Raw genomic sequence first — 17,225 nt, forward strand, 5'->3', positions numbered from 1 at the left:
ATGGATTCAGTGGCGAAAGCGGTATCATCGTTCTTGCCGCAACAAACAGGCCTGATGTACTTGATACTGCATTGCTGAGACCAGGCAGGTTCGACAGACAAATATCAATAGACAAGCCGGATCTTAAAGGACGCGAACATATATTCAAGGTTCACCTGAAACCAATAAAGATTTCAACCAAAGTTGATATCCATAAGCTCGCTGAACAAACGCCAGGATTTGCCGGAGCGGATATCGCCAATGTTTGTAACGAAGCAGCTCTTATTGCGGCCCGTAAAGGCAAAGAGCATGTGGAAATGGAAGATTTCCAGGATGCAGTTGACAGGGTAATAGGCGGTCTTGAAAAGAAGAATAAGATCATTTCTCCTGAAGAGAAAAAAATTATTGCATATCACGAAGCAGGGCATGCAATCTGCGGATGGTATCTCGAACATGCATACCCGTTATTAAAGGTAACAATTGTTCCAAGGGGTGTTGCAGCGCTTGGTTACGCTCAATACACACCAAAAGAGCAATACCTGTATAATACTGATCAGTTAATCGAACAGATTTGTATGACATTAGGTGGAAGGGCGAGCGAAGAGATTTTCTTCAAAAAAATCTCTACCGGTGCGCAGAACGATCTTCAACAGATTACACGTATCGCTTATTCGATGATTACCGTTTATGGTATGAATGAAAAAGTGGGTAAAGTAAGTTTTTACGATCCGGCGCAGGAAGGTTCATTCACAAAACCCTATAGCGAAGAAACGTCAAGATTAATAGACGAAGAAGTAAGAAAACTTATTGATCAGGCTTACCAGAAAACAAAACTGTTACTTGAAGACAAAAGCGAACAGGTTGTAATTCTTGCAGAAGCTTTGCTCGATAAGGAAGTACTGTTCCAGAGTGATGTTGAAAGGCTGATTGGCAAACGTCCGTTTGAAGAAAGAAAAACACTTGATGTTGACGATGACAATCCTGATCATCATTCAAATGGCGCTATCAGTGAAGGTGTTCCGCCATATGATCCGAACGTTAGTAATATTCCGGCATCTTAATTTGTGAGATGACTTTATAATCGTTGAACAGATAATATATTACAATGAATGTATCTTCCGCTAAGGAAAATATTCTAAAAAAAATAAGGAAGGCGTTGACTCAGTCAACGCCTCTTCCTTTTCCAAAAAGTGAGGGCACCAGTTCTGTGTTCGCACCATCAGGACAGGACCTGGAAATTGAATTCGCTGAGCAGTTTACGCTGTTACAGGGACGATTTGTTTTTTGTCTTGACTACCGTGAAGTAGCTGAACAGTTGAAGAGCATAATAGCTTCAAACAAGTGGAAGAACATTTTTTGCCGGGAGTCAGAACTCGCGGGCCAGTTGAAAGCTTCAGGTTTTGATGCATTTACTCCCGTAGATCTCGCGGTTTGTGACGCTGCAATAACAGGCTGTGAGTTCCTGGTTGCCCGGACAGGCAGCATCGTGATGAGTTCAGCCCAGCAGAGCGGCAGAACTACCAGCGTTTATGCACCTGTGCATATCTGTATTGCACAAAGCAGTCAGCTTGTTTATGATATCAAAAATGGCCTTGAAATGATGAAAACAAAATATGGTAACAGCCTGCCTTCAATGATTACTTTCGCTTCAGGTCCCAGTCGTACTGCAGATATTGAAAAGACGCTGGTCGTCGGTGTTCATGGACCTAAAGAAGTATTTGTATTTTTGGTAGATGGCATTTGAAATGACTATTCCCCCATCAAAAAAAATATACTTTCTTTCTGACTTTCATCTTGGTGCCCCCGATTATGAACGAAGCCTGGTGCGTGAAAAAAAAATCGTTGAATTTCTCGAAGAGATCAGGCATGATGCAGCAACAATTTTTATAGTTGGTGATATGTTCGACTTTTGGTACGAATACCGTAAAGTTGTTCCAAAAGGTTATGTAAGATTGCTTGGAAAATTAGCTGAGCTAACGGACCAGGGAATAGCAATTCATTTCTTTGTTGGTAATCATGATATGTGGATGAAGGATTATCTCATAGCCGAACTCAATATTCCTGTTTATTTTGAACCTAAAGAATTTGTTTTCAACTCGCAACAGTTCCTGGTTGGTCATGGCGATGGATTGGGGCCAGGCGACCGCGGTTACAAGTTTCTAAAAAAGATTTTTCGAAATCCTCTTTGTCAATGGTTGTTTGGAATTCTGCCACCCGCCGTAGGCATAGGTTTGGCCGACTTTTTCAGCCGGAAAAGCCGGGAAGCCACGGGCCAGCACGACCAGGATTTCCTGGGTGAGGAAAACGAGTGGCTGATTACACACTGCCGGTCTGAACTCTCAAAGAAATTCTATGATTATCTCATCTTCGGGCATCGTCACCTGCCAATTGATTTTGCATTGAACGAAAAGAGCAGGTATATCAATCTTGGAGACTGGATCAACTACTTTACGTATGCAGTTTTTGACGGGCAACATCTTAGCCTGAAAACACGTTATCCTGAACTTGAGCATAAGATCATCAGAAAACCATGAACAAAATTTGCCTGGTCATTTTCGCATCTATACTGATTTCATCGCTGACACAGGCGCAGGATACTTTGTTCAGGCTAAAGAAAACCTATAGCGGAGATATAGTTGATTTCACTGTAGACAATCTTGGAAATTGTTTCATTGTCAGCAGCAGCGGGCAGATCAAAAAATTAAATAGTGAAGGCGATTCTGCCGGCGTTTTCAATGATGTTCGTCGATACGGTAAGTTGTTTTCAATTGATGTTACCAACCCATTGAAAGTATTGCTTTATTTTAAAAACTTTGGGACAGTCCTGGTCCTGGATCGATTTCTAAATGTGAGATCGACCATTGATCTAAGGAAACAAAATCTTTTCCAGGTCAAAACTATCGGGCAGGCATACGACAATAATATCTGGGTTTTTGACGAACAGGAATCAAAGTTGAAGAAGGTGGGTGATGATGGAAAGGTAATTGATCAGTCTGCTGATTTTCGAATGATCTTCGATTCAATGCCCTCGCCGCAGGTAATTATTGACCAGGAGAAATTGGTTTACCTGTATGATTCCAGCAAAGGTGTTTATCTTTTTGACTATTACGGTGCCTTTAAAAACCGGCTGTTTTTTCCCGGTTGGACAGATTTTACTGTTATAAATAAAGTGATGTTTGGAAGAAATGGTGCTTTCCTTTACCGCTATGAGCCAGGTACATTAAATCTGCAGAAGTTCCCGGTTAATGCAGGTATTCGTGATGCAAAAAAAATAAAAATGACCAACACTGTTCTCTATGCTTTACAGGAAGGGGTAATTGAACTTTATGCATATGGCGAATCAGGTGGTTCTGTGAAACGTTGAAGGGAATTTTAGCTACGATTCCTTATAAACTTAATTGTTGAGTAACTTCGCGACATCCGTTCCTCAATTCAATTTTAAATGAAAAATTTTTTCGACATAGTGATTTTGGATAACACAATCAGATCCTACCTGTTTGTAATAGGTTCTATATTGCTTGCATTGATCTTCAAGAGGTATTTATCAAGATATATTGCCGGTCTTCTGTTCAGGATCATAAAACGGATTGCGGTAGGCGTAGACAAAACATCGTTTGTGAATCTTGTTGTATCTCCACTGGAAACTTTTCTCCTCATAGTTGTGAGCCTGGTCTCAATAGAAAAACTCACTTTCCCGACTATTCTTAACGTAAACATTTATAGAGTTTCTACACATGGTATAGTTGAAGTTCTGGCGGTTATCATTTTCGTGCTCTCTTTTATCTGGCTTTTATTGCGCATTATCGATTTCATAGCAATGATCCTGCATCAGAAAGCCAATGCGACCGGGGATGCAAAGGAAAACCAGTTAATTGTTTTCTTTAAAGACTTTTTCAAAGCACTCATCATAATCTGCGGAGTACTGCTGGTCCTCAAATATGCATTCGGTTTGAAAATCGGTAGCCTGATTACCGGTTTAAGTATAGCCACAGCTGCCATAGCGCTGTCTTTGCGCGAGAGCATGGAGAACCTGATAGCATCATTCATTATTTTCTTCGACAAACCTTTTATGACGGGGGATCTTGTTAAGGTTCAGGGTATCACCGGTACTGTTGAAAAGATAGGACTGAGAAGTACACGTATTCGTACGGATCAGAAAACCTTTGTAACGGTGCCAAACAAACAGATGGTTGACAGCATAATGGACAATCTTTCGCTGCGAACACAAAGGCGTGCTTTTGTTCAGCTTGAGGTTAATTCAGCCACTACTCATGAACAGGTAGACCAGCTTGTATTATCAATCGAAAAAACTTTTCAGCTGCGTAGCCGTGAGATAGAAAATTACACTGTTTTTCTTTCAGATATAAACAAAAATGCGTTTGTAATTCATGTGGAGTTTTTCACGGCAACAATCCCGCCAGCCGACTTCAATGCATTGAGGCAACAGATGAACCTGGCTATTATCCGCATGCTTGAAGACCTTGATATAAGGTTGGCGACAAAAGACCCTGAGAAGAATTATGAATTATGAGTTATGAGTTATGAAAGAGTTGAGGAGATGGTGAGTGATGAATCGTTTACAACCCTGATAGGGGTTGACTTCGCATAGCCTATTAAAGAGTAGCTTTTATTTCGAGGATAAAGCCTTTGATTTTTTGAAGAGATTGAATCATAGCAAAACGTTCAGGGGAGCGTTTATTCTTTTTGAGAAAATCTTTAGCTCCTTCGATTGTAAGTTTCCTGCGCCTGAGCAAATCGTGGATCAGTAACAGGTTTTTTATATCAACAGGGCGGAAATGACGATCCCCTTTGCGGTTCTTACGGGGCTGAATAATGTCGAATTCAGTTTCCCAGAATCTTAACAGGGATTGATTAACGTGAAACATTTCAGCCACTTCTCCGATAGCATAATATTGCTTCCGAAAAAGCACTTCATCGGGCGGAATATTGATCAGTTCAGCGCCTTCGTCAATCGTTTTTAATGATTTTCTTCCCCTGGTCGATTTTGATGCTTTTTCTGTGACGCTGTTAGAATCGGCTTGTTCATCGCCCTCCTGACTTTCAAATTCATTGCCACCGACGCCTGAATCTTCGACCAGGTTGCCCACAGCTTCTGACAAACCAGCGCTTAGCGTTGATCTGCGAAAAACAGGGAGATCAGCATCTTCCTCGTTTCGTTCGTTATCATTTACTGAGTCATGACCGTTTTCAGTTTGATCATCAGTTTGAAATCCTGTTTGATCATCAATTTGATATCCGGTTAGATTACCAGTTTGATCATCAATTTGATCGCTGGAGTCAGTGTATTCCTTGGTTTGATTCTTTAATTGGTGGAATTGTTGAGCGAGATTCGCCAGGTCCTGATTATCAGAATTATCTTCGATGGAAGTTCGGGGCAGGGCTTCTGAATTTGAATTCTGAGCTTCTGTTTGAATTTCTGTCTGGTATGAGTAGGCTTCTGTCTGAGCTTCTGTCTGACCTGAGTGAGCTTCTGTTTGAATTTCAGTCTGAACTTTTGGTAAAGCTTCTGCCTGTGCGTCCGTTTGATTTAAAGGATTTTGACCTTCAGTCACCTGATCTGCTGTAGTCTCATCGAAAAGTTTGGGTTCAGCTGGCTTTTCTGCCAGGATTTTAGCTTCAGGCTGAGCTTCTCCGGCCGATTCATTCTCTCCCTTTTCGTTCGTTCCTTTTTCGTTCGCGCCCTTCTTAAGTGATTTTATTCGCACGCCAACACCAGGATTATCACCCGATTCGGGTGTATCCTGAAATGCTAATGTTATTTGGGTGGAATTCTTCATTATTTATTCAATAATTGTATTCTATACCAAATATCGTGCAATAAAGGGTGAATGCAACAGCTCAAACAGATCAACTTAGAATTCTTTCTCACAGATTATGCAGAATTGTCAGGCATAACAACCCTGGAATTCTAAGCCGGGAGCTTTACTCATAAGTGTAGCCCAAAATACTCCCGGCAACCCCAAAAATCAGACTTTATAATTGTTGAAAACATGTGCATTTCCGTTACATTCTTCAACAAAATAAAATCAAGTATAATAAGTTGATTATAAGCATGAAAAATAGGCTAAAATTCAGTTTTAAAATGCTTTTACACCCTTATTTTTCGTACCTTTGCACGAATTAATCTCACCTGATTTTTTCAATTAAATATGATAACAGAAACTAATGAAATTCTAGCCCCTGCAATCGCAGGATATGGTGCGGATAGTATACAAGTTTTAGAAGGATTAGAAGCAGTAAGAAAACGTCCCGCGATGTATATCGGGGATATTAGTGAGAAGGGGCTTCACCACCTGGTTTATGAAGTCGTTGACAACTCTATCGATGAGGCACTCGCCGGTTATTGCAAAAATATCATTGTTAATATTCACGAAGACAATTCAATTTCTGTTCTGGATGATGGTCGGGGTATTCCAACCGGTATGCATCAAAAGGAAAAACGAAGTGCGCTTGAAGTGGTAATGACGGTATTACACGCGGGTGGAAAATTTGATAAAAACACATATAAGGTCTCCGGTGGTCTTCATGGAGTTGGTGTAAGCTGCGTAAATGCATTGAGCCAGCTTTTACAGGTCACCGTTTACCGTGAAGGGAAAATATTTGAACAGGAATACCGCATCGGTGTACCGCAGTATCCCGTTCGTGAAATTGGTACCAGCGACCGTACCGGTACAACAGTACATTTCTGGCCTGATACCACCATTTTTACTGCCTCTGAATATAAAAAAGATATTCTCGAAGGCAGGTTACGCGAACTTTCTTATCTGAACAAGGGAATTACAATCATCATTAATGACTTTCGTGAAAAAGATGAGTCTGGTGTAACTTATTCAAAGAAGTTTTTCAGTGAAGGCGGCATAGTTGAGTTTGTAGAAATGCTGGATAACAATGCAGGCCGTACCCCACTACTTCCGAAAGTGATTTTTGTTGAAGGCAGAGACGAAGCTTCTAATGTGATGGTTGAAGTAGCGCTATGCTACAATAGCAGTTACAGCGAACATATTTATTCCTATGTAAACAACATCAACACAATCGAAGGTGGAACGCATGTATCGGGTTTCCGTCGAGCAATTACCAGGGTATTTAAAAGCTATGGCGAGAAAGAAAACCTTTTTGAAAAAGCGAAAGTCGAGATAGAAGGTGATGATTTCAGAGAAGGACTAAGCTGTATCATTTCTGTAAAGGTGCCTGAACCACAGTTTGAGGGTCAGACCAAAACAAAGCTCGGTAACAGTGAAGTGATGGGTGTAGTCGATACCACGGTATCGCGCGCACTTCAGGCTTTTCTTGAGGAAAATCCGAAGGATGCCAGGAACATTATCCAGAAAGTTATTCTGGCCGCACAGGCAAGGGCAGCTGCCAAAAAAGCCCGTGAACTCGTTCAACGTAAAAGTGTTTTGAGCGGCGGTGGGTTGCCTGGTAAACTCGCGGATTGTTCTGACAGGGATCCGGACCGATGCGAACTTTTCCTGGTTGAGGGTGATTCTGCGGGTGGTACTGCCAAGCAGGGTCGTGACCGAAGCTTCCAGGCTATTCTTCCATTAAGGGGTAAGATCCTAAATGTGGAAAAGGCAATGGAGCATAAGATTTATGAAAATGAGGAAATCAGGAATATGTATACAGCGCTTGGCGTCACAGTAGGCACTGTAGATGATCCTAAGGCACTAAATCTCATCAAACTCCGCTATCATAAACTAATTATCATGACGGATGCTGATGTGGATGGTAGCCACATCGCGACACTGATTCTTACTTTCATTTACCGGTATATGAAAGAACTGGTTGAGCAGGGATATGTTTATATAGCGCAACCACCTTTATACCTCGTTAAAAAAGGAAAAGAGCAAGCATATGCATGGACTGAAGAACAGAGAAAAATCTGGGTTGAAAAACTAGCCGGCGGCAAAGCGGAAAGTGTAAGTATCCAACGATATAAAGGTCTTGGCGAAATGAACTCTGAACAGCTTTGGGAAACTACCATGAATCCTACTACAAGAACCTTGAAAAGGGTGACTATTGAGAGTGCTGCAGAGGCAGATCGGGTCTTCAGTATGCTCATGGGCGATGAGGTAGCTCCAAGGCGGGAATTCATTGAAAGTCATGCAAAATATGCGAAACTAGATATTTGATGAATTTTTAATTAATGCATAACCTGCTCATTTTGAGTGACATGTACGATTCAAGTAAAAATGATTATATTTTATAGACATTTTCAGGCTGAGGGTAGCTAAATTTGAGTCTAAAATGAATTACTAACCATTTAAAAACAACATTTATGTCAACAATAACGCTCACTGCTTACAACGTGAAAACAAAGGAAAAAAATGTGCCTATTATAGACGCAGTGATTACCAAAACAGCAAAGGGAACTTACATGGCCCAGGGTAACGACGGTAAGGGAAATAAGCTTACTACTTTGCTTGGAGAAGCCAAAGCGCTCGCTGCTATCAAAGAAGGTGTTGCAAAACAGGGATGGTAAAATCCAGCCTGTAAGAATATTCAGCCATCCATTGTTCAGTTTAGTCGGTTCAATGGATGGCTTTTTCATTGTCTTGTTAATGTCTACCCACTGAAATTTTTGTTCAGCTTGTTTGGTCTCCTTTTAAGTGCTTTAACTATTTTTTCTACCGGCTTAGTTTTAATTTGTGTACTGTAACTTTAATTACTTGCAGTACTTTCAGTTTACATTCCCTATTTCCTGTTGAATTCCCCTTTGTTTTTTTAGCCAAACTGTAGCTTTTTCGATTGCATGAAAATAGTTGTCGCTGCTTTATTGTTTTGTGTGCTGATAAGTCAACATCAACATGTCGCTGCCCAGGCCGTCAATCCATATCACATGAACGGCAGCGCGATACAGGAAAACTGTAATTGCTACACCCTGACTCCCGATCAGCTTACCCAGTCAGGCTCGGTATGGAATATTAATAAGATCAATCTTCAAAACTCATTTGATTATAAGTTTGATGTTTTTTTAGGGTGCACTGATCAGATGGGTGCCGATGGCATCGTCTTCGTGTTGCAGCCAATAAGCATAAGCATCGGATCCACTGGTGGCGGGCTGGGAGTAGAAGGAGTGAATCCTTCAATTGCAGTGGCCATAGATACCTGGCAAAATTCCATAAACCAGGATCCATACGATGATCATATTGCCATCCATAAAAATGGAGATATAAACCACAGCTCCCCCAATAACCTTGCTGGTCCGGTCACCGCTCTTGCGGGAGGCGGAAATATTGAAGACTGCAAAACCCATAGTTTTCGAATTACCTGGGACGCCTCAACAAAAAAATTAAAAGCCCAGATCGATGGGGTAGACCGCGTAGAAGCAACCATTGATATGGTTAAGGATGTATTCAGCGGGGATCCGATGGTTTTCTGGGGTTTTACAGGATCTACCGGGGGGTCAAAAAACCTTCAGCGTTTTTGCACTTCCCTGAATGCCGCGTTCACCATACCAAAAGACATTAAAACATGTTTCCCGGTAAGCATACCATTTGAGGACAGTTCAACATCATTTGGTGAAATCGTAAAATGGCATTGGGATTTTGGTGATAGAACTATCTCCTCTCTGAAGGCTCCTCCTGCTCATACTTATGCAAAGCCCGGCAATTATGATATTAAGCTGAGCATTGTTGCTAACAATGGCTGCCCTTCAGACACGTTTAAGCAACATATTGTGGTTGGATCAAAACCTGTTGCCGATTTCATCCTAGATCCCGGAATTGTCTGCGATAGTCTGCCCGTTTTTTTCAAAGACAAATCAACGGTAGAATTTGGTACGATAAACAAATGGAACTGGAACATCAGCGGATCCGCTTATTCATCCCAGTCGCCCGGCCCCCTGATATTTGGAAACATTGGCCCTGGAAATTCCAGTCTAACTGTAAACACTAAAGAAGGTTGTATTTCCGAACCCGTCTCGAAAAACTTTGAGATCCTGAAACGTCCCGATATCAGGTTCAGTTTTAGTGATGTCTGTAAAGGCGACCCGGTGATCTTTAGCGCGATCAATAGCAACCCTGCTGTTTCGATACAGGACTGGCACTGGGGCTTCGGTGATGGGGGACAGATGAAGGCGGGTAGTTCGGTGAATCATATGTATAAGAGTGGTGGCAATTACCTGGCTTCCATATTTGCAACAAGTACACAGGGTTGTAATAGTTTCAAGCTGACTGATACAGTTCATGTTTATGAAACAAAAGCGAATGCAGGAGCTGATACCATACTTGCAACGGGTCAATCTTACCAGTTAAAAGGGAGCGGTGGTGATTTATTTTCCTGGTCCCCGTCTACCGGAATGAACGATCCATTTGTGTCGAATCCGATTATTACACCAGATCGCGATGTCACCTTAACACTTACAGCAAGCACGTCTTTTGGTTGTCCCACAACAGACGTTATGAAAATCAGGGTTTTCAATGGTCCTGAGATCTATGTGCCTAATGCATTTTCACCCAATAACGACGGAAAAAATGACCGCTTCCGGCCACTCGCAGTTGGTATAAGCAAAGTTTTATATTTCCATGTATATAACAGGTATGGGCAGTTGATTTTTACCTCAGTCGATACATTTACTGGTTGGGATGGAAGAATGAACGGCAAGGAACAGCCATCCGGTACTTATGTCTGGAAGGTGGGGGGAATTGATTTCAACGGACAGCAGCATGTTAAAAAAGGTACTATAACACTGGTTCGTTGATGCCAGGTGATATTTAATACCAGGTGATATGTAAAAAACAAAATATTGTAATTTCTCGGTTGTGCCTGATAGTTAGTTGGCAATAATCTCGTCTATAAATATCCAGCTCTTAGATCCTTTAGAAGGGTGCCAGGCCGGAATTTTACCAATGTTCTTAACTTTTACAATTACATATCTCAGGGATTGCCTGGGAAACCTCACAGATAAAAGCTTACGGATTGCAACTTTTTGAAGCCTTGACTCACGGGTTGAAACAACACCTAACCTATTGAGTTTTTTACCGTCTTCAGTAGCTGCCCAGACTTCCATTTGTGCAGGTGCCAGCACAAAAGAGCCGTGATCAACCAGGTAAGATGCGGATAAACCGTTGAGGCTGCATTTATTTCCAAGATCCAGCCAGGCAATCATATCGTTTCCTTCATATCCGATATCGTTTTCGTCAGCACCGTCAATGGCCCCTCTTTTAAAATCTATAAGTGAGCTATCACCGTTTCCGGGATAACGTTTGTCAGGCTGGATCTCCAGTTTCGCTTTCACAAATTGCTGCGAAGCTTTTTCAAATTTAAAACTAAGCGTTTTGCTCTCCTGCCAGCCTGCACGCATTGCTATCACTTTCAAAGTTGAAGAGCTGTCAATCCTGACAGGGTTTTTATATATTGTCGATGTACTATCCGGGTCACGTCCATTCAGCGTAAAATAAATATCTACGCCTTTAAGCCTGTATTTCATTTTCACCGTAGCATTGTTGAGAAACATGTTGCTATCGATGAGCACCTGCGGATCAGTAAGTTTACCACGATACGAAGTGTCCTTTGAAAGATCTGGTGTATACCCAACGCCTATGTTCGGCTTTGTTTTTCTAAATACCGTAATGCGGTCCACATTTACATCTGTTTCGTATAAAAATAACCTGTTCAGGCTTTTAATTTTAGACGCAAGATCAAGAACAGCGTTAGTCACATTTGTATTAGAAACATTAAGGTATTCCAGGTATTTAAGTCCTGCAATAATACTGATCGCACTGTCATTTACGTTGCTGTTTTCAAAATGTATGGCACGTAGATGAGGAAAACCCGCAATCATTTTTACCTGCTCATTGGTAATATTGGAATAGTTGAGATCAATGCCTGTGATCTGATCTTTAAGTGGCATCAATTCCTCAATCTCTGAGTTGCTGATCGTTTTCCGGTTCGCCATGAAGATATTGATGTATGGCTTTTCAAGAGACAATTGCTTTACTCCACGATCATTGTTATCAAGTTTATTGATCAGGTCGATATCCGCGAAATCAATGTTTAACTGATCAAGCGCTGAGCCTGCGTCATATTTCGCACGAATGATTTTCGTTATGGAGTCCGGACTTTTTGCATCTTTAAATTTTTGTTTTGGATCTGCTCCGTTGCTGATCCACCACCTGATGATTGCGATCTCTCCTGCATCTGGCTGAGGTTTACCTTCCGGCGGCATATGACGATCATCATTTGCAGGAAGTAACAAAAGATTGAACAGAACAGAACTATCTGCATTACCAGGTAGAAAAACAGCACCGTTTTCGCCACCTTTCAAAAGTTCTTTATACCCCGTAAGTAACAGTTCGCCTTTTCGTTTATTCGGGTTGTGACAGCCAATACATTTATCATCAAAAATTGGTTGAATCATATCCTCGTATACTACCGCTTCATTAATGTCTTTTATTCTTTTTGTTTTAGCCATTAATGGAGCAGTAATGAAATCATCGCCATGAGTTACGGAAGAGCCGAGATGGCCGGTGACTATGAGCATAATACAACCGGTAATTAAAGCGGGGAAATAAAACAGTTTTTTAATCCCGCGCAGCCATGAAAGTAAGCCTGCTATCAGCGATGTGATGATGCCTGAAATCTTATGCCAGTAAAGGTCATTTGAATTTTCGTATCCGCCGCCGTATAAAAGAAAAAAACCACAGAGTGCTGCCAGTGCGGCGGTAAAAGCAGTAATACCAAGCAACAGATCTATTGTGGTTGTTGCTGCATGGTTAACAGTTGTTGATGCGTTGCTGTCTGTTAAGCTTACTTTAGTATTTTTTGATCCTATATTAAGTAACTCAAGAAACGCAATCAATAAAAGCATCGCAATTGGAAAATGCAGTACCATTGGGTGAAGACGTCCGGTTACCTTAATCCATGGGGGCAATTGTTGAATGCCGGATTCAAATAGCCAAAGAAAGACGAGCATTATGTTGATGACCAGGCTCGCCGACAATAAGATGTTTTTTATTCTAACCATTCAGGTAAAAGATCATTTATACTTTTCGCTTTGTTCAATTAATCTTTACCTTATTTAAGTGAACAGATCGTTAACTACTTTACCGCTCACATCAGTTAATCTGTACCTTCTGCCCTGGTGTTTGAAGATAAGTTTTTCGTGGTTAATACCTAACAGGTGCATAACGGTTGCCTGGAAATCGTGAACATGTACCGGGTCTTTAACCACGTTATATCCAAACTCATCTGTTTCTCCATAAACGAATCCGGGTTTAACTCCCGCTCCCGCCATCCAAACTGTAAAACACCTGGGATGATGATCCCTTCCATAATCATCTACTGATAGTTTGCCCTGGCAATAATTTGTGCGGCCGAATTCTCCACCCCAGATCACGAGCGTATCATCCAACAATCCGCGTTGTTCAAGATCCATAATCAATGCGGCTGAAGGCTGGTCAGTGTCTTTAGAAAGATTACGAATATCTCTTGGTAAACTGCCATGCTGATCCCAGCCCATATGATATAATTGCACAAAACGAACACCTCTTTCGGCGAGCCGTCTTGCCTGTATACAATTCGCGGCAAAAGTGCCGGACTTCATTGAGTCAGGTCCATATAATTTAAAAACATGCTCGGGTTCATCATTGATGTCCATCACTTCAGGAACCGAAGTTTGCATACGATATGCCATTTCGTATTGCGCTATTCTTGTTGCTATTTCCGGATCCTGGAATTCCTCCAGTTGCAGATGATTTAATTCTGCAATCTTATCGAGCATTTTCCGGCGGGTGACCTTATCAAGCCCTTCCGGATCCTGGAGATATAATACCGGGTCCTTGGCCGAACGGAACTGAACTCCCTGGTGAACCGAATCCAGGAATCCGCTGCCCCAGATACGTGAAGCCAGTGGTTGAATATTGCCTTTGCCACGGGAAAGAAAAACGCAGAAACCCGGCAGGTTTTTGTTTTCGCTGCCAAGTCCATAACTAAGCCATGATCCCATACTTGGTCTTCCGGGCTGCTGGCTACCGGTCTGAAAAAATGTAACCGCCGGATCATGATTGATCGCTTCAGTGTGCATTGACTTTACAAAGCATATCTTATCTACGATCTTGGAAGTATAAGGCATCAGTTCGCTTACCCATGCACGTGATTCGCCGTATTGATTAAACTTAAAAAGTGATCCGGCAAGCGGAAATTCTTTCTGACCGGACGTCATACCGGTAAGCCTCTGGCCCATCCGGATTGAAGCCGGCAGATCCTGACCCTGCATTTTGTTCAGCAAAGGTTTATAATCGAAAAGATCAAGCTGCGATGGTGCGCCACTCTGGAACAGGTAGATCACTCGTTTTGCGCGTGGTGCAAAATGCGAAATGCCCGCTGGCAACTTATCTTCTTCAGGTTTACCAAACAGATCAGGTATCAATAAAGAGCCGAGCGCTGCTCCGCCTATGCCAAGGCTTAGCTTGGAGAGAAAATGCCGACGGTTGACATTAAGTTTTTGTTCCAGTATTTCTTTTTCCATCTCGTTCTCTTTTATCAGGACCTGGAAATCGTTTCATCCAGGTTATAGATTGTTTGAATTGTCAGCATCATAGCAGCTGCATTCGCAGCATTAATCCGTGAATCAATCTTATGATGCCCTGTTTTAAGCACTGCGTTAGCAGACTTTAAATCCTGCTGGTATTTTACGAGCTCCGCTGTATAAAACTGTTCGAGCATGTCGACTTCGTTGGCTTTTGCTGTTCTTGATGTTATTAGTCTGAATGCATCTGTAATTGTCTGCCGGCTGTTCCCCTTATTATTTACGAGCAGTTTCGCAGCCAGTACTCTGGATGCTTCCATTATCTGTGGATCATTCAACAACACAAGTGCCTGTAAAGGTGTACTTGTCCTGGTGCGTCTTACTTCACAGATCTCCTTCATAGGATTGTCAAAAGTTATCATGGCCGGGGGTGGAACTGTTCTTCGCCAATAGGTATATAAGCTTCGCCTGTAAACAAGATTACCTGTATCTATAATATAAGAAGTTTCACCACGGTATCCGCTTTTGTCACCCACTGAAACGTCTTCCCAGATTCCTTCAGGCTGGTATGGTTTCACACTGGGCCCCCCAATTTCTTTATTAAGCAGACCTGAAGTTGCAAGCGCGTTATCCCGTATCATTTCCGAGTTCATTCTGTACCTTGACGAGTGCGACAGGTAAATGTTATCAGGGTCTATCTCACGCAGTTCCGGTGAAGCAACCGATGATTGACGATAAGTGGCCGACAAGACCATTTTGCGTACCAGTTTTTTCATGTCCCAACCATTTTCGCGGAAATCGACTGCCAGCCAGTCCAGCAATTCCGGATGTGAAGGTATTGATCCCTGGTTGCCGAAATCTTCTGAAGTGGCAACAAGTCCTCTTCCAAAAATTTCCTGCCATATCCTGTTGACCATTACACGTGCAGTGAGTGGATTGTTTTCGTCGAACAGCCATTGTGATAGGCCAAGCCGGTTTCGGGGCAGACCAGGTTTTAATGCAAGAATTGAATTGGGTACATCCGGGGTTACTTCTTCGCCATGTGCGTCATAAGCACCGCGGTTGAGTACATAGGATTTGCGTATGCCAGGTACTTCCTTCATAACCATTTGTAATATAGTATCCTTTTCAGATTTTATCACCTTGTTTGCATTCAGAAACTTCAGCTCACCTTCCAGGTCACGTTTTGATATGCGCATATAAGGCTCCGGTGTGCGGAGGTTCAATACAAATCCGGTCTCCTTCAGATTATTGAAAAACGCGTATAAACTGAAATAGTCCTTTTGTGTAATGGGATCATATTTATGATCATGACAACGGCTGCATTCCATTGATATGCTCATAAAAGCTTTACCAAAAGTGTTTGCCCTGTCGGCAACATATTCAACACGGTATTCTTCATCAACAATACCACCCTCCTGGCTGATCTTATGATTCCTGTTAAACGCAGAAGCAAGCAGCTGCTCTTTATTTGCATCCGGAAGAAGATCTCCTGCAAGCTGCCAGGTTACGAACTTATCATATGGCATGTTTTCATTGAATGCTTTGATAACCCAATCCCGCCATGGCCACATAACACGTGGGAGATCATCCTGGTAACCATGTGTATCCCCATATCTTGCAACGTCGAGCCAGTAATTGGTCCACCGTTCGCCATAAGCAGGCGAGGCCAGCAAAGAATCAACAATGATTTCATAAGCATTCGGGCGATTGTCTTTCAAAAATTTTTCAGTCATCGCCACAGAAGGTGGTAAACCAGTTAAGTCAAAAGAAATCCGCCGGATCAATCTTTCCTTGTCAGCTTCCTTTGATTGCTTCAAACCTTTTCTTAAAACACGCTCAATAATAAACTGGTCAATTTCATTAATAACAACTCCGTCATCAGAATCGATAGCGGGTGGCTTAACTTTTTGCGGCAGTAGAAAAGCCCAGTGCTTTTTATATTTTCCGCCTTGTTCAACCCATTTTTTCAGTAGATATTTTTCAGCATCATTCAGACTGAGATTCGACTCCGGTGGCGGCATCATATATAGTGGATCGGTCGAAAGTACACGTTTTACCAGTTCACTCTGATCCGGTTTTCCCGGAAGAATAGCATGTACGCCGGGATTGTTCTTAAGTGCAGCATAGGCATTTGCCTCTATATCGAGCCTGAGATCGGCTTTGCGGTTGTTTGGATCAGGACCATGACATTTGAAACAGCGATCTGATAAAATAGGCTTGATATCGAAGTTGAAATCTATCAGCCCGGAAGTTTGCGCACTTTCATCTTTTTTATGAAAGCAGCTAACTATCAGCAAAGTTGTCGCTACCAGCCCGGCAATAACAAAAGAAATGCGTTTCATCCGTTCAGTTTTATTTATTCCGCCCACACACTGGTTGGAGGAAAACGCCTTGTAAACCTTTGAATACCTGGTCCCGCCTTAATGGGATTTGTCAAAAAATTCACATGAACGTTGCATATGGCTACTATCCTAAATCGTTACCTTATAAAGATAACAAAATAAACGCGGCAAACCGATAACAGCCCTTTGATAAAACGATTAATAACGAGTGAAATTATTTTAATCTTTCAGATCTCTTACAGTCTTTCTTTCAATTAAGTGTTTGATTTTTTTACTTCGGGGATTTAAATGAAATCAAATTGCTGAAACTGTCTGCCGAGGATTTCCAGATCATCTGCACCAAGCCATTTTTTGAGCAGGGTGGCATATACATTTCTGAAGTCAACCGAATGCTTCAGATCGCCATCCTGGAG

Annotated in this window: 12 protein-coding genes; 8 read left to right on the forward strand and 4 right to left on the reverse strand. The window is 42.0% G+C overall.

Going from position 1 to position 17,225, the window contains the following annotated elements; genetic code table 11:
• The 5 genes from VK664_RS09095 to VK664_RS09115 all read left to right on the forward strand — a co-directional run.
• Positions 1-1,040, forward strand: a 1,040-nt coding sequence (locus VK664_RS09095) for an AAA family ATPase (RefSeq protein ID WP_461398330.1), incomplete at its 5' end; no start/stop codon positions are given.
• 44 nt (positions 1,041-1,084) lie between these two features.
• Positions 1,085-1,723 (forward strand): LutC/YkgG family protein, encoded by a 639-nt coding sequence (locus VK664_RS09100; RefSeq protein ID WP_461398331.1) that lies wholly within the window; start codon positions 1,085-1,087, stop codon positions 1,721-1,723.
• Complete coding sequence (locus VK664_RS09105; RefSeq protein WP_461398332.1) at positions 1,713-2,513, forward strand: UDP-2,3-diacylglucosamine diphosphatase; 801 nt, start codon at positions 1,713-1,715, stop codon at positions 2,511-2,513. Before VK664_RS09100 ends, VK664_RS09105 begins: the two co-directional genes overlap by 11 nt.
• Complete coding sequence (locus tag VK664_RS09110) at positions 2,510-3,343, forward strand: hypothetical protein (RefSeq protein ID WP_461398333.1); 834 nt, start codon at positions 2,510-2,512, stop codon at positions 3,341-3,343. Before VK664_RS09105 ends, VK664_RS09110 begins: the two co-directional genes overlap by 4 nt.
• Before the next feature lie 78 nt (positions 3,344-3,421).
• Entirely contained in the window at positions 3,422-4,510 is a 1,089-nt protein-coding gene (locus VK664_RS09115; RefSeq protein ID WP_461398334.1) for a mechanosensitive ion channel family protein, read from the forward strand.
• An 82-nt stretch (positions 4,511-4,592) separates the two neighbouring features.
• Here the strand turns inward: VK664_RS09115 and VK664_RS09120 are convergent, their stop codons facing one another.
• On the reverse strand, positions 4,593-5,777 hold the full coding sequence (locus VK664_RS09120; protein WP_461398335.1) for a MerR family transcriptional regulator: 1,185 nt from the start codon (positions 5,775-5,777) through the stop codon (positions 4,593-4,595).
• Between the two features lie 372 nt (positions 5,778-6,149).
• Between VK664_RS09120 and gyrB the strand changes: the two genes are divergently transcribed.
• From gyrB to VK664_RS09135, 3 genes are all read left to right on the forward strand, one after another.
• Positions 6,150-8,129, forward strand: coding sequence for a DNA topoisomerase (ATP-hydrolyzing) subunit B (gene gyrB, locus VK664_RS09125; protein WP_461398336.1), 1,980 nt, complete (start codon positions 6,150-6,152; stop codon positions 8,127-8,129).
• 146 nt (positions 8,130-8,275) lie between these two features.
• Positions 8,276-8,479, forward strand: a complete 204-nt coding sequence (locus VK664_RS09130; protein ID WP_461398337.1) for a hypothetical protein — start codon at positions 8,276-8,278, stop codon at positions 8,477-8,479.
• Positions 8,480-8,749: 270 nt separating this feature from the next.
• On the forward strand, positions 8,750-10,699 hold the full coding sequence (locus tag VK664_RS09135; RefSeq protein WP_461398338.1) for a lectin-like domain-containing protein: 1,950 nt from the start codon (positions 8,750-8,752) through the stop codon (positions 10,697-10,699).
• Between the two features lie 72 nt (positions 10,700-10,771).
• Here the strand turns inward: VK664_RS09135 and VK664_RS09140 are convergent, their stop codons facing one another.
• Genes VK664_RS09140 through VK664_RS09150 form a run of 3 tightly spaced genes read right to left on the reverse strand, consistent with a single transcriptional unit; the run spans position 10,772 to position 16,812 of the window.
• Positions 10,772-12,964, reverse strand: a complete 2,193-nt coding sequence (locus tag VK664_RS09140) for an FN3 associated domain-containing protein (protein ID WP_461398339.1) — start codon at positions 12,962-12,964, stop codon at positions 10,772-10,774.
• 54 nt (positions 12,965-13,018) lie between these two features.
• Positions 13,019-14,467, reverse strand: coding sequence for a DUF1501 domain-containing protein (locus tag VK664_RS09145; protein ID WP_461398340.1), 1,449 nt, complete (start codon positions 14,465-14,467; stop codon positions 13,019-13,021).
• A 14-nt stretch (positions 14,468-14,481) separates the two neighbouring features.
• Positions 14,482-16,812 (reverse strand): PSD1 and planctomycete cytochrome C domain-containing protein, encoded by a 2,331-nt coding sequence (locus tag VK664_RS09150; RefSeq protein WP_461398341.1) that lies wholly within the window; start codon positions 16,810-16,812, stop codon positions 14,482-14,484.
• Positions 16,813-17,225: the final 413 nt, after the last annotated feature.

Origin of the sequence: Flavitalea sp., assembly GCF_035489435.1 — a bacterium.
In the GTDB taxonomy this organism is placed as follows: Bacteria; Bacteroidota; Bacteroidia; order Chitinophagales; family Chitinophagaceae; genus DATHKG01.

Excerpts from the sequence above, each read along its gene's own strand:
- VK664_RS09130 (WP_461398337.1), top strand. The coding sequence starts at position 8,276 with ATGTCAACAATAACGCTCACTGCTTACAACGTGAAAACAAAGGAAAAA.
- VK664_RS09135 (WP_461398338.1), top strand. The coding sequence starts at position 8,750 with ATGAAAATAGTTGTCGCTGCTTTATTGTTTTGTGTGCTGATAAGTCAA.
- VK664_RS09115 (WP_461398334.1), top strand. The coding sequence starts at position 3,422 with ATGAAAAATTTTTTCGACATAGTGATTTTGGATAACACAATCAGATCC.
- VK664_RS09100 (WP_461398331.1), top strand. The coding sequence starts at position 1,085 with ATGAATGTATCTTCCGCTAAGGAAAATATTCTAAAAAAAATAAGGAAG.
- VK664_RS09110 (WP_461398333.1), top strand. The coding sequence starts at position 2,510 with ATGAACAAAATTTGCCTGGTCATTTTCGCATCTATACTGATTTCATCG.
- VK664_RS09120 (WP_461398335.1), bottom strand. The coding sequence starts at position 5,777 with ATGAAGAATTCCACCCAAATAACATTAGCATTTCAGGATACACCCGAA.
- VK664_RS09140 (WP_461398339.1), bottom strand. The coding sequence starts at position 12,964 with ATGGTTAGAATAAAAAACATCTTATTGTCGGCGAGCCTGGTCATCAAC.
- VK664_RS09105 (WP_461398332.1), top strand. The coding sequence starts at position 1,713 with ATGGCATTTGAAATGACTATTCCCCCATCAAAAAAAATATACTTTCTT.
- VK664_RS09145 (WP_461398340.1), bottom strand. The coding sequence starts at position 14,467 with ATGGAAAAAGAAATACTGGAACAAAAACTTAATGTCAACCGTCGGCAT.
- VK664_RS09150 (WP_461398341.1), bottom strand. The coding sequence starts at position 16,812 with ATGAAACGCATTTCTTTTGTTATTGCCGGGCTGGTAGCGACAACTTTG.
- gyrB (WP_461398336.1), top strand. The coding sequence starts at position 6,150 with ATGATAACAGAAACTAATGAAATTCTAGCCCCTGCAATCGCAGGATAT.